The organism is Ensifer meliloti (genome assembly GCF_030064585.1).
In the GTDB taxonomy this organism is placed as follows: domain Bacteria; phylum Pseudomonadota; class Alphaproteobacteria; order Rhizobiales; family Rhizobiaceae; genus Sinorhizobium; species Sinorhizobium meliloti.
In genome coordinates, this window is record NZ_CP120366.1 from 399,921 (window position 1) to 418,695 (window position 18,775).

General features: G+C 58.0%; 17 protein-coding genes and 1 pseudogene. 9 read left to right on the top strand and 9 right to left on the bottom strand.

The annotated features are described in order from the left end of the window. Positions 1-9: 9 nt before the first annotated feature. The 4 genes from PZL22_RS26270 to PZL22_RS26285 all read left to right on the top strand — a co-directional run bounded on the left by PZL22_RS26270 (position 10) and on the right by PZL22_RS26285 (position 5,550). Complete coding sequence (locus PZL22_RS26270) at positions 10-597, top strand: helix-turn-helix transcriptional regulator (protein WP_026030282.1); 588 nt, start codon at positions 10-12, stop codon at positions 595-597. A 66-nt stretch (positions 598-663) separates the two neighbouring features. Further along, a complete protein-coding gene (locus PZL22_RS26275; protein ID WP_014531322.1) occupies positions 664-2,199 on the top strand; it encodes a S8 family peptidase in 1,536 nt (511 codons plus the stop codon). After that, positions 2,192-2,455, top strand: coding sequence for a hypothetical protein (locus PZL22_RS26280; protein ID WP_017277692.1), 264 nt, complete (start codon positions 2,192-2,194; stop codon positions 2,453-2,455). Before PZL22_RS26275 ends, PZL22_RS26280 begins: the two co-directional genes overlap by 8 nt. Before the next feature lie 749 nt (positions 2,456-3,204). Further along, on the top strand, positions 3,205-5,550 hold the full coding sequence (locus PZL22_RS26285) for a PBP1A family penicillin-binding protein (protein WP_127700824.1): 2,346 nt from the start codon (positions 3,205-3,207) through the stop codon (positions 5,548-5,550). Between the two features lie 43 nt (positions 5,551-5,593). On the opposite strand, the gene PZL22_RS26290 is transcribed toward PZL22_RS26285, so the two are convergent. The 4 genes and pseudogenes from PZL22_RS26290 to PZL22_RS26305 form a co-directional block, all read right to left on the bottom strand. After that, positions 5,594-6,427 (bottom strand): IS5-like element ISRm4-1 family transposase, encoded by an 834-nt coding sequence (locus PZL22_RS26290; protein WP_013851057.1) that lies wholly within the window; start codon positions 6,425-6,427, stop codon positions 5,594-5,596. A gap of 362 nt (positions 6,428-6,789) precedes the next feature. After that, positions 6,790-6,984, bottom strand: coding sequence for a DUF2934 domain-containing protein (locus PZL22_RS26295; protein ID WP_080590597.1), 195 nt, complete (start codon positions 6,982-6,984; stop codon positions 6,790-6,792). Positions 6,985-7,109: 125 nt separating this feature from the next. Further along, positions 7,110-7,402: pseudogene (locus PZL22_RS26300) on the bottom strand (hypothetical protein). 380 nt (positions 7,403-7,782) lie between these two features. Beyond that, the gene (locus tag PZL22_RS26305) at positions 7,783-8,181 is read right to left on the bottom strand and encodes a hypothetical protein (protein ID WP_017269715.1); all 399 of its coding nucleotides are present in this window, start codon (positions 8,179-8,181) and stop codon (positions 7,783-7,785) included. 417 nt (positions 8,182-8,598) lie between these two features. Between PZL22_RS26305 and PZL22_RS26310 the strand changes: the two genes are divergently transcribed. Next, positions 8,599-8,874, top strand: coding sequence for a DUF1488 family protein (locus PZL22_RS26310; RefSeq protein ID WP_010968007.1), 276 nt, complete (start codon positions 8,599-8,601; stop codon positions 8,872-8,874). 417 nt (positions 8,875-9,291) lie between these two features. Next, a complete protein-coding gene (nhaA, locus tag PZL22_RS26315; RefSeq protein ID WP_041169998.1) occupies positions 9,292-10,605 on the top strand; it encodes a Na+/H+ antiporter NhaA in 1,314 nt (437 codons plus the stop codon). Between the two features lie 159 nt (positions 10,606-10,764). On the opposite strand, the gene PZL22_RS26320 is transcribed toward nhaA, so the two are convergent. Both PZL22_RS26320 and PZL22_RS26325 read right to left on the bottom strand, forming a co-directional pair. Next, positions 10,765-12,543, bottom strand: coding sequence for an SLC13 family permease (locus PZL22_RS26320; RefSeq protein WP_127700822.1), 1,779 nt, complete (start codon positions 12,541-12,543; stop codon positions 10,765-10,767). 340 nt (positions 12,544-12,883) lie between these two features. Then, positions 12,884-13,225: a hypothetical protein gene (locus PZL22_RS26325; protein ID WP_026030101.1), complete on the bottom strand. Its 342-nt coding sequence runs from the start codon at positions 13,223-13,225 to the stop codon at positions 12,884-12,886. 388 nt (positions 13,226-13,613) lie between these two features. Between PZL22_RS26325 and PZL22_RS26330 the strand changes: the two genes are divergently transcribed. Together PZL22_RS26330 and PZL22_RS26335 are read left to right on the top strand one after the other, a co-directional pair. Then, on the top strand, positions 13,614-13,895 hold the full coding sequence (locus PZL22_RS26330) for a hypothetical protein (RefSeq protein WP_010968011.1): 282 nt from the start codon (positions 13,614-13,616) through the stop codon (positions 13,893-13,895). Between the two features lie 11 nt (positions 13,896-13,906). Further along, on the top strand, positions 13,907-14,125 hold the full coding sequence (locus PZL22_RS26335) for a hypothetical protein (protein WP_014527965.1): 219 nt from the start codon (positions 13,907-13,909) through the stop codon (positions 14,123-14,125). Between the two features lie 748 nt (positions 14,126-14,873). Here PZL22_RS26335 and PZL22_RS26340 read toward each other — a convergent pair. The 3 genes from PZL22_RS26340 to PZL22_RS26350 all read right to left on the bottom strand — a co-directional run bounded on the left by PZL22_RS26340 (position 14,874) and on the right by PZL22_RS26350 (position 17,067). Then, positions 14,874-15,218 (bottom strand): hypothetical protein, encoded by a 345-nt coding sequence (locus PZL22_RS26340; RefSeq protein WP_127700820.1) that lies wholly within the window; start codon positions 15,216-15,218, stop codon positions 14,874-14,876. 695 nt (positions 15,219-15,913) lie between these two features. Further along, entirely contained in the window at positions 15,914-16,396 is a 483-nt protein-coding gene (locus tag PZL22_RS26345) for an RES domain-containing protein (protein ID WP_122103028.1), read from the bottom strand. Next, positions 16,393-17,067 carry an XRE family transcriptional regulator gene (locus PZL22_RS26350; RefSeq protein WP_010968014.1) on the bottom strand — a complete coding sequence of 225 codons (675 nt, stop codon included), beginning with the start codon at positions 17,065-17,067 and terminating at the stop codon, positions 16,393-16,395. Before PZL22_RS26350 ends, PZL22_RS26345 begins: the two co-directional genes overlap by 4 nt. A 336-nt stretch (positions 17,068-17,403) precedes the next feature. Between PZL22_RS26350 and PZL22_RS26355 the strand changes: the two genes are divergently transcribed. Next, positions 17,404-18,396 (top strand): Bug family tripartite tricarboxylate transporter substrate binding protein, encoded by a 993-nt coding sequence (locus PZL22_RS26355; protein ID WP_003526811.1) that lies wholly within the window; start codon positions 17,404-17,406, stop codon positions 18,394-18,396. Positions 18,397-18,775 lie beyond the last annotated feature (379 nt).

Sequence of the window (18,775 nt, forward strand, 5' to 3'; positions counted from 1 at the left end):
GTTGGCTATATGATGGACCTGGTGCGTTCTTTCATGGGGCCGACCTGGGCACCGCTCCGCGCTATGGTTTCAGGATCGCAGATAGAAGCAAAATCGGAAGCCGAGCTCATCCTGGGCACTGATCTGTCGCTCAGCACGGAGGCTGCTCTCTATTTTCCACGCCACCAGCTTGACACGTCGAGGCCGATGAGGTCGGCACAACCTTCGTCCGCCGTTAGCTGCACTCGGCAAATTGGAGATGACCTCCTGTCTTGTATCGAACACCTGATCCTGCTCGATTTGTTGGACGATCGCCCCACAATTGACCGGATGGGTCGTCGGCTCGGGATGTCGAGACGTACCTTACAGCGCAGGTTGGCCGAGCAGGGCATGAGCTTTGAGGCTACACTAAAGGCGGTCCTCGAGCGTCAGGCGGAGATGCATGCTCGCTACACCGGATTCCTCGATTTCGCAGATTGCCTGTCAACTCGGATAAACCGACCCTGCGCACTTCACTCGAGCTTTCATGGCCTGGAAGGGGATGTCTCCGCGGGCATGGCGGCTTGCCTGGGCCACTCTCCAGAGGGACGCAGCAAGGATGTGACCGACACCGAATAAACCCAAATTGTCGGCCAGTTCAGTTGCCAGTATCGTCGGAGGTAAGACGAGGCGGAGGATGTGCCTATGGGGCCATTGTTTAGGAATTCGGGGTTTCCCCTTTACCACGAGGCGATGTTGTTCGTGCGGATGCGGCCCCAGCAACGCCAAGCAAGTTTCGAGGCGACATTTACCGCAGCGCGTTCTGCGTTGAGCAGTGGTCTCCAGGCGTTGGCCTACTATGAACGGGCCGGATTGGTGAAACGCGTGACACCTCTCTCGAAGGAGGCACCGCACTATGCCAGCCGAATGCTCGTCAGTTCCGTTCGCAACGCCCGTGTCATGCCGGAGCTTCTTGGGGCTCCGGGAAACGAAGCGGAGGGATGGTCTGCGTCTGCCCTCAATTTAAGTGCTGCGATGGACGAACGGACCCCGGGCGGCGCAGCGAGTCTCCTCGAGTTGGCAAGCGCTGCCGACGTGCGACAGCTTCAGCTCGCGCTTGCTGGCGATCCAAGCGTCGCGTCCGTTTCACGGGTTCCGCTGCGCTATTTGACAGCGAAAAAGCCGCGAAACCCGTCCAAAGCATCAGCCGTCGGCCGGGAGCGAAGCGCCGCGGCGCCGCCACCGTCGCACACAATGTGGAATCTCCGCAAAATCAATTGGCAGGAAGCGCGGGACCTGAATGGTTTCAACGACGCGAGCGAGATCAAGGTCGGGGTCCTCGATACGGGAATTGATGCTGGTCACCCTGACCTCAAAGACCAGGTCGCCGGATACATATATGAGCACCCGGACCTCCCGGGGGCGAGTTCAGATCAAGATCTGATAGGACACGGTACTCATGTGGCAGGTACGATTGCTGCGACGATCAACAACGACGTAGGCATCAACGGCATTTCGCGAGCGAGGATCCATGCGTGGAAGATTTTCGACGATCGCCCTGACTTGCTGACGCATCCCGATGGAACAGCGGAATTTGCATACTTTGTCGATCCGGTGATGTATCTACGTGCGCTGCTCGACTGCGTGGATCAGGGCATCGATGTCATCAATCTCTCGATCGGTGGCGGAGGGGCGCCGGATCCGACAGAAAGTGCGGCCTTTGAGGCTTTGCTGGCCAACGGAAGCACCATTGTTGCGGCAATGGGGAACGAACGACGCGACGGTAGCCCAATCTCATACCCTGCCGCAATGCCAGGCGTTATCGCTGTGGGAGCGACAAACCTCCAGGACCGCATCACGAATTTTTCCAACAGGGGCAACCACATAACGATCGCAGCGCCGGGCGATGCTATCTGGTCAACGCTCCCGACCTACCCGGGCCAAATAGGTTGGAGGGCAGAAAGGGGCCCGGATGGCCATTGGTGGCAAGGAAAGGCCGCTATCCGCGAAACGGACTACGACGCCTGGCCCGGTACTTCGATGGCCGCCCCGCACGTTGCAGCGGCTGCGGCACTCTACATCGCAAATGGAGGCAAGAGAGACCCCGCGGCGATCCGAAGCGCCCTTACGGCCAGTGCTGACAAGGTGCCCGCGATGGGCGAACAAGACTTTACCCCCGATTTCGGGTATGGTCGTTTAAACCTGGAACGATTGATTGCCGGCATAGGCACCAATGACTGACATCATATTCACGATCCGCATCGGCATGAGTGTCGACGAACGCGAGCGCCTGTTGAATAGGATTCAGGCTCTCCCGGGTGTTGAGCTGACGGCTCCGGTCAAACGCGACAGTAGCAGCGCTAACTTGAGGCGAATACATTTCGCTCGTTTGAGTGAAGGGTCAATCGTACCTGATTGCCTCTCAGCCATAAGAGACATGCCGGAGGTGGAGCAGGTCACCATACCTGCGCGACGGGGGCTGCAACGTCGGACATAGTGGGCCACATTGCGGACAGTACAGTTGATCTTCTGCATCGCAGGAGATGTGCCCGAGCCCCGATAGCGGCGAATCGTCCGCCAAGCGAACGCGGCTGCCCTATGTCTCCATCGTTTGCGAGAAGGCACAGCGTAAAACTCCAAAGAAACGTCTGGATGAATGATCAGCGTAGTTCCCTCGGGCAGTTGGTGTGTGCCCGGCCTTGTAATCTCGGAACGGTGTAGGACCTTTGCCCGTTTTTTTGACGGACTAAGGTCCTATGACCATACGACGAGCGCGAAAAATTCAGCGAGGGGAAATGGATTCCCGGCCTGAACACGTTGAAAAGACTCGACCGGTCGACCCCTCTCTGGTTTTCTGTCTTACTGGCTACTCTGCGATGCGCACACGCCAGGCGGAGAGACGATGGATTACGATTGGGAGGGAAGACGCATCCGACGGCTTCAGGTGCTCAGGTTCCTTGTCGCACTGGCACTGCCCGTGCTGTTGCTTGGTTCTGCCATTGCCGCCTCCGAATGGGCAAAGGGACAAATCTCCCCGATCGAGCCCACTGGAACGCGAGGGGGCCGGGAATGAGCAGACGTCAATTAAACCATACGAAGAAGCCCTTCACTGATTTTATCGCTTTGCCCCAGGTCCCGCGTCACCTTGGATCTCGTCGTGGCTGGGACGGGCCACCCGGCAGCCGCCGCGTCGCTGTGCTACGCTGCAAGCTTTCCAAGTCGCTCTGGAGCCTTTTACGGTAACCAATGCCACGCCCTTCTAAAACCCAATGTCGAAGTGCCAGTGGCTCCGATAAAGGTAGCGGCGTAGCGGAAGCAACGCCGAATTTCGCGGGTGACCACGCAGGGGCGGAATCCCTTTCGAGCTCCGAAGGAGAAGCCAGCGCATTCATCCAAGCTGACCAGCCGCAACAGCCCCCTAGACCATTTGAGCAGAGCAGACTGGCAGCGCACAAGTTACTGCAGGCGTTGCGCCATGATTTGCATGCAATCTCCATCTCGACGAAGGTTAGTGCCAAGGCGGCCGCTTCCTCTTTAAAGGCAAAGTTCAACAAATCTAGCCGACAGGCTGATTTACCAACCATTCACAATATCAGCCAATGGTCTGCGACTGCTGTGGCCAACACAGGACGAGGTATTCGTTATCTGACAAGGCCTCTGAAGTTCAGCCGATACGCATGGCAAAATACCAGCGGGTGGAAAGTCACTGTCGGATTGACCTTCGTGACCTGCATCGTGCTTATTGGAGCTGTAATGGTATGGGCGCTGAAGGACGTGCCCTGGAACGAGATTCGCAACGGAACCCTGAAACCCGTCGTGGTGCTCGAAACAGCGGACGGAGAACCGCTGGTAAGGCAGGGCCCCTATCAAGGCCCCTACGCGCAATATAACCAATTCCCGCCACATCTGATCGATGCCGTGCTGTCAATTGAGGATCGGCGGTTCATGGATCATTTCGGTATCGATGTCCGAGGCATCGGAAGGGCGCTCGTTCGAAACTTCGAAGCTGGTTCGGTTATAGAGGGCGGCAGCACGATCACCCAGCAGCTCATCAAGCTGCAATACCTCGACAGCGACCGCACGATAAAACGAAAAATACAGGAGTTCGTTATCGCCCTTTGGCTGGAGTTGAAACTCGGCAAAAAGGAAATCCTGACGCGCTATCTCAACAGCGCCTATCTCGGCGCCGGCGCGACAGGCATGCCTGCAGCCGCGCGCGTCTACTTCAACAAGAACATTGACGTGCTAAACCTGCCGGAATCCGCGATGTTAGCGGGGTTGTTGCGGGCCCCAAGCCAATGGAATCCGATCGACAATTTGGAAGGCGCCCGGCAACGCACCGCCGTCGTTCTCGACACAATGGTGGCCAACGGCAAAATCACCGCGCCCGACGCAGAACGAGTCAAGGAAAGCTTCGCCACGCTAAATCCGACGATGCCGACGCCACGCTCCGGAAGCTGGTTCGCCGATTGGATCTCGCCACGGGCGAGCGAGATTGCCGGTCCCTCACCGGGTACCACCACGGTACGCACGACGCTCGTTCCGCACCTGCAACAGATCGCTGAAAGAGTGGTAAGAAATGCCTTGGATACTGAAGGACGGGCTGTCGGCGCATCCCAGGCCGCGTTGGTTGCCATGACGCCGGATGGAGCGGTAGTTGCCATGGTCGGCGGCCGCGACTACAAGCAAAGCCAGTTTAACCGTGCGGTCACCGCGATGCGGCAACCTGGCTCCACCTTCAAGCTGTTCGTCTACTATGCAGCGCTGAAGGCCGGGTTCACTCCAACTGACCGGGTCCTCGACGCGCCGATCGACGTCAATGGCTGGTCGCCGGAGAACTCTAGCGGCCGATATCGCGGCTGGGTTTCCATTGCCGAGGCCTTCGCGCGGTCGCTGAATGCACCGACAGTGGCGCTTGCCCAAGAAGTCGGGCTCGACAATGTGATCGCCGCTGCGCGCGAGTTCGGAATCGATGCACCCCTTGTTAGTACACCGTCTCTGGCCCTCGGCACGTCGGAAGTAAGCTTACTTGAACTTACGAGCGCCTATGCGTCGGTCCGCTTCGGCAAGGCACCCGTAGAGCCTTGGGGCATTGTCCACTTTCAGGCGGCCGGGCAGCCGAGGGCGTTTCGGGTTGGCTCACATACCACGCCCGCCATTGATCTATCGGCCTACCAGTCCGACCTTGTTGGGCTTCTGCAGTTAGCAGTCGAGCGCGGAACCGGGCGCGAGGCCGATCCGGGCGCATTCGCGGCCGGCAAGACCGGCACCAGCCAAAACAATCGCGACGCTTGGTTTGTAGGCTTCACGGAGCCGCTCATCGCCGCCGTGTGGGTAGGCAATGACGACGACACGCCGATGAAGGGGGTCACCGGTGGTGACCTGCCAGCGCATATTTGGCGGGACTTCATGCGGGAGGCCATGGCCGCGCCTGCGCCAATTCCTGAGCGGCCGGAGGGCACGATTGTCGACAGCCACGGCGTACCGCAATCCTGCAACATTACAGCTTGCTCCCGCAGCTATCGTTCCTTCCGCCCTTCGGATTGCACTTACCAGCCCTATTCCGGCCGGCGTCGACTATGCGAAAAATAATGTTTGCCTGGACTACCGACTCAGAGTCGGACTCGAAAAGGTTTCAACGATATCCATATCTTGCAAGGCGTCTGGTGAGCATGCGGATGTGGGCGATGGTGATCCACGCTTCTGCTGAAGCGACGGATTTTTCGAAGTCCTTGGCCAGTCGGCGGCATCGACCCAGCCAGGCGAAGGTCCGCTCGACGACCCAGCGGCGTGGCAGGATTTCAAAACCCTTGGCCTTGTCGGAACGTTTGATGATTTCGAGTGTCCATTTCCCGATTTTCTGCAGCCGCTTTTTGAGCTTGTCGCCCGCATAGCCGCCATCAGCGAAGACATGAAGCAACCACGGCCACCGGTTTTTGATGGATTTCAGGAGATCGGGAGCGCCGTCGCGATCCTGAATATCGGCGCTGTGCACCATGAGGCCGACCATCAGCCCGAGCGTGTCGACAATGATGTGGCGCTTGCGGCCCTTAATCTTCTTGCCTGCATCAAAGCCACGAATACCGCCGCTTTCCGTCGTTTTAACGCTTTGGCTGTCGATCGCGCCCGCTGTCGGCGAGGCTTCTTTCCCCTCCAGTTCCCGCGCCTCCATGACGAGGTGATGGTTGATCCGTGGCCAAAGACCCATTGCCCGCCATTCATAGAAATATCGCTGCACCGTCGAACAGGGCGGAAAGTCCTTCGGCAGCATCCGCCACTGGCAGCCTGTCGAAGCGATATAGAGAAGGGCGTTTAAAACATCGCGCAAATCAGTCTTGCGCGGACGACCCAGACGCCGTGGCGCAGGCATGAACGGTGCAACAAAATCCCATTCGCGATCCGTGACATCGCTTGCATATCCGCTCGTCCGCCGGACATAATTGCGCCGGGTGGTTTCAGTCCAGGCCATCGTGATCTCCATCGAATCTTTGCAAATCCGACGGAATCACAACTGGCTGAAATCACTCAATTCTTTTTGAGGCAGCCTCTCAGGGCGCTGGCGCACAGCCAGCAGCGGTGCGCCCTGGCGATGGGGCACCTCGCTTGCTTTGTGACCAAGACATAATGTCGCTGCGATTTGGTCCCCTTGGGGCGTGAGCGTGCACCAGTTCGCGGTTGGGGTTCGTTTCCCCGGATGTCGCCCTGTGGAGATAGAATTGGCGCGATTTATTTGAACCACGCAAAGCACAGAATATAAACAGAATCGTCGCAAGCTTCCGAGCGGCGCTGATGTGGGCTTTTCGGACTATTGTAGTCGTTTCTTCGGAACACTCATTCGCCGGTGTGATCGCCCGGCCCCGATGGGTTCGCGGAGGGACCTATGCCGGATTCTTTCTTTCTCATTTCCTTTTCCGCCTCGTCCCAATGGCGCTCGTGATCACCATCCTTGCGACCCTCGCGCTCCCAGATTTCATGGGCACGTTCGCGGATCCGGTCTTCTCTACTTCGTTCATTACTTGGTGCCATTGCGTGCACTCCTTATTCAACGGTTTGCAACTTCGCAATCACTTCCGGAGCCTGCCGATGAACCTTGGCTCGATTAAGCAAGCTAACACTCGTTGGCAGTCGAAGAGCCTCAAAATAGCCACCGCTTATGACTTGTTCGCCTGTGACTCAAGCGGAAACCTTAAATTGCGTAGCGCCACAGCGACAGCGACAGCCTGTGCCTGTGCGTGCCGGCTCTGCCCAGTTGACACTCCAGCTTCGCGGCTAGTGCCGACCGGGAGTCCACACCCGAGAGGAACAGCTTGGTCACGAGCAACGCCGCCGTGTCGAACAAACACTGATCCTCGACAAGGACGCTGGCATCGTAGCCGGCATCGTCCAAGACGGACCGGATCATCTCAAAATCGACAGATGAGATATTGTTTTCGATGGAAGACATGACGTCCTCCTTTCCTTGGGGCCAGGGCCTGCTAGCCCTCAAACAGCAGCGCCCGTAATATTTGCTACCGAAGTTCGGCACACTGCGCCTTGGCCATGCAAATAGCAATCGTCTGCGTTTCATTCGTAAAGACGCGATTGATCGGAGGGTCAAGAGTGCCGGAGGCACCAGGTGGGTCCCGCCGAAGGACCAAGATGAGCGCGATGAGGAAAGGCATGGGCGCTTCTTCCCTCACCGGCTTTCCTGAAGGACTATTCAGCGGTGCGAGCGGATTCCTTCGCAGAGACTCACCTTACACAGGCCTCAAAAAAGCGGCTTGCGCCGGGGTTGAGGTTCGCGAATTGTCCATACCGAACTTCTGAGCCTCTCGCTGTGCCGTGCTAGAGAAGCTCATTTCTATCCTTGGTCGCTTTTGCCCGCCGCCCTTTGCCGTCCGTGTCATTGCCACGCCTGCCTTGAGTTTCGCCGCGCGGCAATTTGTCGACTGCGCCGCCTTCATTGTCCCATTCTTCAAGCGAATCCCTCATGCGCGGCGCAGACTTTGGTTCTGGGGTGTCTACGTCGAAGCCCGCGGAAGCTGCTTCGCTGCTGATGGCGGCCATGAGATCTGTATCTGATATATCCAGGTCAGGAAACATGCGCCGCACGGCGCCAAGGGCTTCAGAGGTCGCAAATGGCCGGGCTTCTTTCTGACACCCGTTCAAAAATGCGCTGATCGCCGCGCGCACCTCAGGCGATAATTTGGGGGAGCGCTTTCTCATCATCACCTCCCAGTGCATGAATTCTCGGAAACAAAACGCTGCGTGCGTCTGGATGTTCCTGGTTCCTCGCGAGCGCTATCGCCGTCTCTGGTCTTGGCGACCTTCACACAGGCGGAACAATCAGGCGGATTCGGCGTCCGGAAGACCCGAGCGCCTTGTTTAAAGCCCAATTCAGGCACATATATACAACTCGTTCATCTGGCTGAGGTTTGGGTTCGCCGCCTCAAGGACCTTCTATTCACCACGATTAGGATGCGAGGTCTCGCGCCGCGCGGGCGTGGAGAGTCGCTTCGTTCAAACCTGCTCTACGTAGGCACCGCCCACTTCACCGGCGCGTGTCGACGATAACCTTCGCATACGGAACGCTGGAGGCGGCGGGGCAGCCTAATCTGCACCCGCGCCTTCAGCGTCGTGCGAAACAGAGGCACGCTGATTATGACGCTGATATTTCCAAATTCGAGCCGCAGCTTCGATGAAAAAAGAAACGCCGTCCGTTTTCTTGGCCACGAGGGTATGTTTGAGGTGCGGTTCTTCGTCGAGGCTGACGCGCTCGTGGTGGCCGATGCCGAACTCGGCAGATCGAAAGTCTCTGAATCGAAGCTCCTTTCTGCTTTCGACGCATTGCGCTCGTCCGTCTATGATGTCGCACGGAAGGCCTACTCGGGCGGCCGTCGCGATTGTTACACACTGACCGCCGCCCATTTCCGCTAGGATGGATCCAGAGGCTGATCCGCGCTCGTAGGCCTGCTGCGCTCTACGAGACGGCGGCCGATATTCGCGTTCCTGAAACGACATTGACCGCCCCCGATGTGCCGACATCACTAATAGCGATCTCTTGGGTCACCGGTGCCGGCGGCTTGTAGCACCGGCGGTGAAATGACGATACGTGGCGATGCCACAATCGAGGACGAAGGCGGTCGTCGACCCGATGGATTCCAATGCCTGAATGGAGGTGTTCGTGACAATGGATGGCACAAGGCCGTGATGCGGCCGATGTCACCCTCATCAAGTCTTTCGGGACGCCCAACCTGAAGTCGTCCGGGTGTGGACTTAATGTGGTGCAGGCGTCGCAATAGTCGCTGGAGACATTTGCCAGTCGCGGTCAAAACCGCAGGAGTGGTTCACGGCATGAACGACAGTCTCTCACGGCTTCCCAGGGAACCGGCAGATCGGCTTACCAAGCCGTTTATGCGGTTCCTCCGGATCGAGGCCACCGCGGGCATTATCCTTTTGCTCAGCACGCTCTTGGCGCTCGGCCTCGCAAATACCGCGTGGTCGTCGTCGTTTCTCGCCTTTTGGGAGATGCCCGCGGGTGTCAGACTGGGCGACATCGGGATCTATCGTTCGCTGAAGCACTGGATCAACGACGGGCTGATGACGTTTTTTTTCTTCGTCATCGCCCTTGAGCTGAAGCGTGAGCTGGTGCTGGGGGAGCTGCGCAATCCGCGCATGGCCGCCCTACCCGTCGCCGCCGCTCTCGGGGGAATGGCTGCGCCGGCCGGAATCTATTTGCTGCTTGTCGGCGGGGGGCCGGGTGCGAGCGGCTGGGGCACCGTTATGTCCACGGACACGGCGTTCGTCATCGGATGCCTTGCTTTGCTCGGTTCCCGCGTACCTGGTAGCTTGCGACTGTTCCTGCTCTCTCTTGCGATCTTCGACGACATCGGCGCAATATTGATCGTGGCGGTCGGCTATGGCGAACCGTTGAATTGGGTGGCACTCGGAACCGGAGGACTCGGATTTGCCTTCGTCGCAGGAATTGCGCTTCTGGGCATCCGCAGCATTCCGGTCTATTTCGCGATGGGTAGCGCCATCTGGCTGGCATTCGACGCATCGGGCGTTCACGCGACGCTCGTCGGAGTGATACTTGGCTTGATGACGCCGGCGCGGAGGTGGGTAAGCGAGATCCGCCTCCACGCGATACTCGACCGGGTGATCGCCCATCCCCCCGGCGACCATCGCAGCCGTGACACGGCGGCACGCAGCGACCTTCATCGGGCAGGCGTCGCGACCCGCGAAGCAGTGTCGCCGATCGAGCGTCTCGAGATCGCCCTCCATCCCTGGGTCGCATTCGCAATCATGCCGCTCTTTGCCGTCTCCAACGCGGGCATCCCGATAGAGGATGCAAACTTCGACGTTCCCCTCACGATCGCAATTGTCGTCGCCTTCGTGGTCGGCAAGCCGGCTGGCATTGTGCTCTTCAGTTTCCTCGCCGTGAAACTTCGCCTCGCGAGTCGTCCGGAACAGCTATCCTGGAGCCTGTTGGCGGCCGGCAGTCTGCTGACCGGGATCGGCTTCACCATGGCTCTGTTCATTGCCGAGCTTGCTTTCGAGCCCGAGCTTCTGATCCCCGTCAAGCTCGGTGTGCTCGGCGCTTCCGTCATATCGGCCGCACTCGGTTTTATGGCGCTGACCTTACTGACGTCTCCTAATAGACGATAGTGAAGGCGCCCATCGGCGTTCCTAGCGACGCATCCGTATTCTGCGTCCACCGCCTGGAACCGTTATGATGGGGATAGGACACCGCCGCAGAATGCCGATCCGCTTTCTCCCGCCGGCTATCTCTATCGCGCGACAGACGCGCTGCATCGGCGCGACGCACTAAACTGTCGGCCAAAACAACAGGATCAAAGGCACGCCCAGCACGACCACAATAAACGAGAGCGGTAGCCCCAACTTCCAATAGTCGCCGAAGCGATAACCACCAGGTCCCAGAACCAGAGTATTGCACTGGTGTCCGACGGGCGTGAGAAAATCGCAGGCTGCCCCTACTGCGACTGCCATCAGAAAGGCGTCCGGGTTGTAGCCAAGGCGGTGAGCAAGGGTAACCGCGATTGGGGCGACGACGAGAACGGTGGCGGCGTTGTTCAAAAACGGCGTCGCGGCCATTGCGACCACCATGATCATTGCAAGCGCGCCGAAGACGGGCAAGGCGCCAGCGAGCTGAGCGAGGGCGCCGGCAATAAGATCGGCACCACCGGTCGTACGGATGGACTCGCTGACTGGGATGAGAGCGCCGAGCATTATCACAATAGGCCAGTCGACAGCTTCGTAAGCTTCTCTGAGCGAGAGGGCACCGAACAAAACCGTCAGAACAGCAGCGGCGAAGAACGCGGTGGCAACGGGCAATACACCCAATGCGGTGAACGCCATTGCGCCGGCTAGGATCAGCACGGGCATCAGGCGTTCTCGCGGATTGCCCAGTCGGATCTCCCGTTCGGCCAAAGGAAGAAGACCGAGTTCCATCAGCTTGGTCGGAAGAAGCACGAGATCGCCCTTTAAAACGAGAACGTCACCTGATCTCAATACGATGTCGCGCAAACGTTCGGTGAAGCGCTGGCTACTCCGGCTTACCGCGAGCAAGTTGATGTTGAACCGGTTATGCAGCGCCAAGCGCTTGGCCGTTTGCTCAATCAGGACTGATCTCGGACCGACTACCACTTCAATTCCGGCAATCTCTTCGTCGACTCCTTTTGCTTCGGTGGGGCGGTTGTGCCCTTCCAGTTCCAGGCGCGCGCGCCTTATACCTCGCTCCAGTGCTTCAGGATCTCCTTCCAGCAAGACGATATCGTCCACCTGGAGGACGAGATCCGGCAGTGGCAGAAGGCGCTCGACCTGATTTCGCACGAGCCCGGTGACCATGACCTCGTCATCCAGCAAAGCCGACAAATGCCTGATCGACTTGCCGACGACCTGCGAATTCCCGGTAATGCGAGCTTCGGTCATGTAGTCCTTGATACTCAGAGCCTTCTCCATCGTAGGCACCGCCTCTCTGTCTCGAGGAAGCAGCCGATAGCCGAAGGCCAGGAAAACCACTCCCGCTGCGGCAATACCAATACCGACAGGCGTAAAATCAAACATGCTGAAAGGCTGGCCCGTCAGTTCCTCACGCATCCGTGACACAACAATATTGGGTGATGTGCCGACGAGGGTGATGAGCCCACCGAGTAAGGAGCCGAACGCCATCGGCATAAGAAATGACGAAGGGGATGCTTTCGAGCGGCGTGCCATCTGGAACGCGACCGGAATCATCATCGCCAACGCCCCGATATTCTTGATGAAGATGGAAAGAACCGTGACTGCCGCCACGAGAATAACAACCTGATCCCGCACAGAAGTCACGCGGGGCGCCACGCGATGAAGGAATGCCTCTATGACACCACTGCGTTCAACCGCGGCGCTTACGACGAGTGCGCTGGCGACGATAATGACAATGTCGTCCCCGAAGCCGGAGAACGCTACCTTATGCGGCACGATGCCGGTGAAAACTGCGGCGAGCAACGCAAGAACGGCGATGAGGTCGTAGCGGAGGCGTCCCCATATGAAAGCGATCATCAGGCCGATCAGAATGGCGAATGCGAAAGCCTGAGGCTGTGTCATCTCTAGGATCCGACGAACTCTTTCGATGTCGACTCCATTTTACTCGCCTGAAGAGCTAATGTCGGGATAACTTGTCGGCTTCATTCAATGGCTCGGCACTCCCAACGCCGGTCCACGATGCTTTCCAGCTTCATTGAACGGATGCACGCATAATCGGCACCTATAGAATGCTTCCGGAAAGGACCGAATAGACAATTTACGGCAATCGTCAGAGTAAAGGCAATCATCGCGACCAAACGCGTGAAACCGTAGGTATAGAAGCGAGCGTGAACGAGCTTTTCATTTCGCCCTCCTGATTGCGGAATTCTGAGATGCCCAAAGCATGGCATTTCGCGTTGCTTCAAGATAGTGAGCGGCTACAGCTCGTGCTGACCTTGTCGAGGATGTCCGCCGGAACCTGAATATCGGTCATAATGACCGCGACGCGCTCGTCGCGTTTCGCACGATTGTCGTAGCCCTCGAGGGTGGCCAGGCCTGTGCTGCGGGCGGTTGCCATTCGCCCTGCGGCACTCGAGCAAATGCCCGTGAGCGCATCCACTCTGGGTGTCTCGGCCGCCTGCGCGCTGGCCGTCGTGGTAGTAATCCATCCCGCATTGAACCCGACGATGGGTGCAGCAAAACCTCCCACCACCAGGCCGATCGTATAGGGTTTTGTCCGTTCAAGGCCCTGTTCGAATGTCAGTGCTATTCCCTCTAACCGGTTATCGAGATCGATGGGGGCCTGTTCTTTAACCAGAAGACAGTTGCAATCCAGATTTTTCATCTGCTCCCTAAAGATAAAAATGTGAAAATACTATTATTTCGATGCCATTTTTACGCTACCGCACCGCCAATTCCGAGAAGAATCAAATTCTTCCCGCACATTTAATTTGGAACAAATAAACGTCTTGTTCCGTCCTCTCTGTAACTTCTTGTCTCGTGACTTAGTAATGCCTCAATGTCGGTGTATTTATTTACCATTGATATCGGCGGGAGTTTCTGTTTCTAGAAGCGAGTCGGGACGGAAAACTCCCCGATCTAAAAAAACTGCCGATCCGACCCACTTTTAAATCCCGCAGAGGACACAAATCATGTTCGCCAGAACAAAACACCGAACGGTTCATTTTGATAAGCCATTCTGGATATCAGGACTATCTGAGATGGTCACTGCCGGCGACTACGTAGTCGATGAAGAAGAGGAGCTGATCGAAGGTCTCTCCTGGTCGGCCTATCGTCGCGTAGCAACGTTCATCACGCTCCCGGCAACAACCGAGAACAAGTACCGAATGCGCCTTGTGCCGATCGATCCAGAGGAGCTCGAAGGCCTCATAGCCTTCGATCAGCGCGATGCGGCAGCGTCATCCAACCTGTGAAGGCAAATTCAATGCGCGACCATACCTTCCCCATCGGTCTGTCCGTGCGCCTCAAAGACAGAACGTATATCTCGCCCGGCGCGGCAGAGACCTATCGCATCACGGCCAAACTGCCGTGGACATCCAACTGGCCCCAGTATCGCATTCGCAATGACGAACTCGGCCAGGAACGCGTCAGCGGGGAAGACAATCTCGAACCGATTGAATGGGGCATGGCATCCCCTCACTGACGATCGCCGCTCGCGGTAAGAGCAAGCCCGAGGAGGGCCAAAAGTTGAAGAGCAAACACGAGGAGCACGCGCTCGCCCTCAGCGTATGGGAGTCTGAAGGCGGGGCGCCTGACAGATCTGGACAATTCTATCAATATGACCGCCGTTTCGAAGGAGACGGTACCTATACGATCCACCACCTCTTCACAGGGGAGACAGTAAGAACAGGCCATTGGACAATGGCAGGAAGCTTAACCCCACGAATGCCGCACGGGCACTACGGGTTCTCATTACGTTGCAAAAAGCGCCGGATAAAACGATGCGCGACTATGACGACGAGATCGTCCCAGCGTTGAGCAAGGCCGAAGTGCGTCCTTCGATGCGAAGACGAAGCCGTTTGCGTCGAGTTTGAGATTCCGCGGAGGAAAGGTGCTCAAGACGTTGCAGTTTTCTGATGGCCGAGTTTCGACGGCACCCGTCTGACGAAAGCACGCACGTTTCTCGCTGGAGCGCGCGCGTTCTGTTTAGGAAGAGCGTCTGACCATTGAATACGGGCACCAAGACGACCTCTCGTGATCGTTACAGAGATCCTGAAACGGAAGTATGCACAGGCCACGTTCACCATGGATAGAGGCGTCATGATTTACAGAGCAGCAAAGGATGAAAACGGCAAGTGGCCGGTGACACCCTTCGCGCATATCGTCCAACTGACAAATTTGACGCCCTAACGGGTGCCGCGACGACGTTCAGCGTAGAGCAGCGCGGTGGTTCACTTGACACCGACAATCGAGAGGACCTCACGGAAGGCGTCGTGGGTTCGTTGGGCACGCATGATCGAGGCCTTCTCTTCAAGCTCGTTTACAAGTGGATGGTTCTCAACATCCACGGGCAGCGTGAAAACGCCTGTAAGGTCGAAGGCAACGGACACCGCGTGCGAGTGAGCGATATTTCCAGCAACACATTGGTGCCTAAAGTGGTGACCGGCAGACATCGAGGCCAGCTTACCGCCGCGCGTCTCCCACACTGACTGTACTCCAAGCGTTTGGTTGTTGATGCCGTAGTACACTCTGATAATTTCGTTCTGGTAATCCTTGGTGCCTTTTCTCGGCGGCATGGTGACCTCCTCGTTGGCCTACGAACCACGTTACAGCCACCTTCTATCACATTAAGACCGCACTCGATAATCAGATGAGGAAGTCTCGCATCTTGTCTCACGGATTCCCGCGCGTCTCATGCTCAGCGCATGGACCTTAGTAGCTATTTCCCCGCGCGCTGTCGCCAGACGACTTCCTAGAGCTGTGGGCCGAGAAATCCGGATTGCCCGACTGGTCCCCCTGACTCGCCCTGAACAGCTTCGTACTCCCGATGAGACAACGCTGGTCCGTTCGGGATTGGACGTGGTGTCGCTGGCGGTCCGGCAAACTCGGCCCAGCTTCAAAAGAACTGAACGACGGGTGGTCTTGGCTGGTGAAGCCGCCCACCCAATGCCATGATTATTCGACTGAGGGGGCGCTGTGACGCAGATCAACTATCGAGCGGAGCCCGAGATGAACCGCGCGCTGAAAGCGAACTCCGCGACTTAGGCGGCCAACGCGGAATTGGCGGCCTCGTGCGCTCGACACCGCGAGGTCCAACGCTGGCAAGTGCGGCCGGTTTGAGTTTCATGGCCTTGGTCTAAATGATGTCGACGAGGCTCACACGAAGATCGTTGATGATGGTGGCAAGGCCCGGTGCTCCAATTAATGGCACGACGTACTGCCGACAGTTTTGAGATGGCGCGGTCAAAGATCGCGAGATTCGTATGTCCGTTCAGGCGGGAAGGATAGATGATGCCGTCCGGCACGGACCGGTGCTCATGGAAAGCAAGCGACCACGCCCGCCCGAGGGATTGGCGGGAGGATTTTGCGACATCCGTCGGCACTCCCATCCTGATCGCGTGTCCTCGCGCAGATCAACAAGACGGAGATCCGCGATCGTCTCAATCTCTGCGTAGCGCCGCGCATAGATCTCCTTCTCATCGATCGGGAGATCGCCCATGAGGCCATCGCGCCGATCACGCAAGACCGCTTCCAGGAAGCAGACCTTGAGTGTGTCGCCCAAATAGACAACACCAAACCGCCTTGCCGGGTCACGCCGGCGGGGATCACTGAACCGGCTCGGCGTCTTTCCATATCCTAACGGATCGGGAAAGGCGCTCGCATAGATTCGTCCAAATCGACGACCGGCACGAACGGTCTCGATATCGAGCGGGGAATTCTCGAAACCCGGGGGCGGCTTGATGCGGCCATTCAGCGAAAGTCACCGCGGGCGACACCCTCGGCCGCTGCAACCACATCTTCGTCCTGACCGCGTTTCAATGCGTCGAGGCCCGTCCGGCCATTCAAAGCGCCGTGCGGCGTGACAAGGAAGCGATAAACCGCCCATGCACCGCCCAGGACCTCGTGCAGCTTTGGAAGCGCAGCATAGGGTCGACCGTCCCGATCGAGTTGCCATGACGGAAAACGGAAGCCCCGCTTGGCGCCGTCGAGACCGAGAACCTGCCCGTTATGGCGCTTTGTGTTGACGGTGACGCGCGAAACGCCGAGCAGGTCCGCGAACGCTTCCGCGCTCAGCATATCGCCCTCCGCGAGAATTTCCGCCGCGCGACGCCGGCCGCGTTCCCGTGCGGCAGCCAACGCTGCCTGGAGTTCATCATCCGGTTCTGGCACCTCTTCTACCGGAAACGTATCCTGATGACACAGCGGCTCTTCTTCAACGACTGAAATCGTCTGCGCGCCGGCTAGCGGATCCACGACGACGCGGAAACTGACCTGATGGCCGGCCTTTCGGCTCAGCTTGACCGCCTTGGCGTATTGCCTGATCAGCGCCTTCTCGAAATCGGCTTTCCGGGGCAGCTTCATCGAGAGCGCAATGTTCGAAGAATCGTTTCGGGATTCGTTGGCTAGAGTCTTCGTCGCGGGCATGGTCTTCGGCCTCCTGCGCTATAACTTAGGCAGGATGGGACAGTTCGTCAAGTTTGTTAAGTTCGTAAATCACGGCTTTCGGCCAGCCGCAGTGGCTATGGTTTGCCTGGATCTTAGAGAGAACCATGATCGCCATGTGCCTTCGGCGACCGATTCGGTTAGCAAGCCGTCGGCCGTGCTTCAAGGGGCCAACGGGAGAACACTGAAGAACCCCATATTTCACCGGCCAAACACGGCGAATCGTATCCGCCCATTGCGTGACAGGAAGTCGGCCCTATTGTTAGAACAGCCGGCAGCACGCCAGCACCTTGTGTTTAAGATCGGGAGGATTTTCGCATGATATTTCCAAGCTTGACCCGCCGCGCCGCCATGGCCGCCGGATTTGCTTTCTGGTCCGCGCTCGCGCTTGGCGCGCCCGCAAAAGCGCAGGACTTTCCCGATCGGACCGTTACGCTTGTCGTTCCCTTTGCTGCCGGCGGCTCGACCGACGTTGTCGCGCGGATCATTGCGCAGAAAATGTCCGAGGATCTCGGCCAACAGGTCATCGTTCAGAACGTCGCCGGCGCCGGCGGTAACCTCGGGGCAGCCAATGTCGCGCGCGCCGAACCGGATGGCTATACGATCCTCATGGCGACAGTCGCGACCCATGCGCTGAACCCCCTGATCCTCAAGACCAAGCCCTACGATCCCGAGAAGGATTTCGCACCGATTTCACTCCTGGTCGTCGTTCCGAACGTCCTGGTGGTCAACCCGGAGCTGCCCGCCAAGACCGTCCAGGAATTGCTGGCGCTTTTGAAAGCTGAACCCGAGAAGTACGCCTACGCCTCCTCGGGCAATGGAACGCCGCTACATCTTTCCGGCGAGCTCTTCAAGAAGATGGCTGGTGTCGAGATGCAGCATATTCCCTACAAGGGCTCCGGCCCGGCACTGAACGACGTTCTCGGCAATCAGGTGCCGATCATGTTCGACAACCTCCCCTCGTCATCCGGTCACATCAAAGCTGGCACCCTTCGCGCGCTCGCTGTCACGACGGCAGAACGCGCGTCGTCCTTTCCGGACATTCCGACCATCGCTGAGTCGGGCATTCCCGGTTACGAGACCTATACCTGGAATGCGCTCTTCGCTCCGGCCAATACGCCACAGCCGGTGATCGCCCGACTTAACGAAGCTGCGAAGAAGGCCATGGCCGATCCAGCGGTGCAGAAACGCATGGAGGAATTCAGCGCCAAGATCGTGGGTTCGACGCCCGAGGAGCTCGCCGCCCACGTCAAAGCCGAGCTTGCCAAATGGATCCCGGTTGTCCGCGACGCCAACATCCAGATGGATTAATCTGCAGCTGTCGCCTACCGACTCAATTCGTCCCGGCCGGAAAAGCTAAGGATGTCGAACTTCAGTTATTTCTCGGGGGACCGAATGAGCTTCCAGCAGAAGAATGCCCGCCTGCTGCGGTGCAGTGAGCAGTAATCGTTCACCGCGTCGTGATCGGAGGATGGCAGTGCTACCAGGGCGCCTATTGTGAGACTTCCGTGTTGCCGCGTGCGGCAGGCTCACGATGGCGTTCCACTCGATACATTACGCGATCTTTTAAAGCCTAGAACGTGAACATCCTCGCAACAAGCCGTGCACGGGGCTCGTGAGGTACGGCCCCTTCCGGCAAATTGCAGACATAAAGGTTCAATCTACTGAAAGATCGCTTCGCGCCCTCATT

Bases quoted from the DNA above. Each gene is read 5' to 3' on its own strand.
- PZL22_RS26270 (WP_026030282.1), top strand. From the start codon at position 10: ATGATGGACCTGGTGCGTTCTTTCATGGGGCCGACCTGGGCACCGCTC.
- PZL22_RS26275 (WP_014531322.1), top strand. From the start codon at position 664: ATGGGGCCATTGTTTAGGAATTCGGGGTTTCCCCTTTACCACGAGGCG.
- PZL22_RS26280 (WP_017277692.1), top strand. From the start codon at position 2,192: ATGACTGACATCATATTCACGATCCGCATCGGCATGAGTGTCGACGAA.
- PZL22_RS26285 (WP_127700824.1), top strand. From the start codon at position 3,205: ATGCCACGCCCTTCTAAAACCCAATGTCGAAGTGCCAGTGGCTCCGAT.
- PZL22_RS26290 (WP_013851057.1), bottom strand. From the start codon at position 6,427: ATGGCCTGGACTGAAACCACCCGGCGCAATTATGTCCGGCGGACGAGC.
- PZL22_RS26295 (WP_080590597.1), bottom strand. From the start codon at position 6,984: ATGGCACCAAGTAATGAACGAAGTAGAGAAGACCGGATCCGCGAACGT.
- PZL22_RS26305 (WP_017269715.1), bottom strand. From the start codon at position 8,181: ATGCACTGGGAGGTGATGATGAGAAAGCGCTCCCCCAAATTATCGCCT.
- PZL22_RS26310 (WP_010968007.1), top strand. From the start codon at position 8,599: ATGACGCTGATATTTCCAAATTCGAGCCGCAGCTTCGATGAAAAAAGA.
- nhaA (WP_041169998.1), top strand. From the start codon at position 9,292: ATGAACGACAGTCTCTCACGGCTTCCCAGGGAACCGGCAGATCGGCTT.
- PZL22_RS26320 (WP_127700822.1), bottom strand. From the start codon at position 12,543: ATGACACAGCCTCAGGCTTTCGCATTCGCCATTCTGATCGGCCTGATG.
- PZL22_RS26330 (WP_010968011.1), top strand. From the start codon at position 13,614: ATGTTCGCCAGAACAAAACACCGAACGGTTCATTTTGATAAGCCATTC.
- PZL22_RS26335 (WP_014527965.1), top strand. From the start codon at position 13,907: ATGCGCGACCATACCTTCCCCATCGGTCTGTCCGTGCGCCTCAAAGAC.
- PZL22_RS26340 (WP_127700820.1), bottom strand. From the start codon at position 15,218: ATGCCGCCGAGAAAAGGCACCAAGGATTACCAGAACGAAATTATCAGA.
- PZL22_RS26350 (WP_010968014.1), bottom strand. From the start codon at position 17,067: ATGCCCGCGACGAAGACTCTAGCCAACGAATCCCGAAACGATTCTTCG.
- PZL22_RS26355 (WP_003526811.1), top strand. From the start codon at position 17,404: ATGATATTTCCAAGCTTGACCCGCCGCGCCGCCATGGCCGCCGGATTT.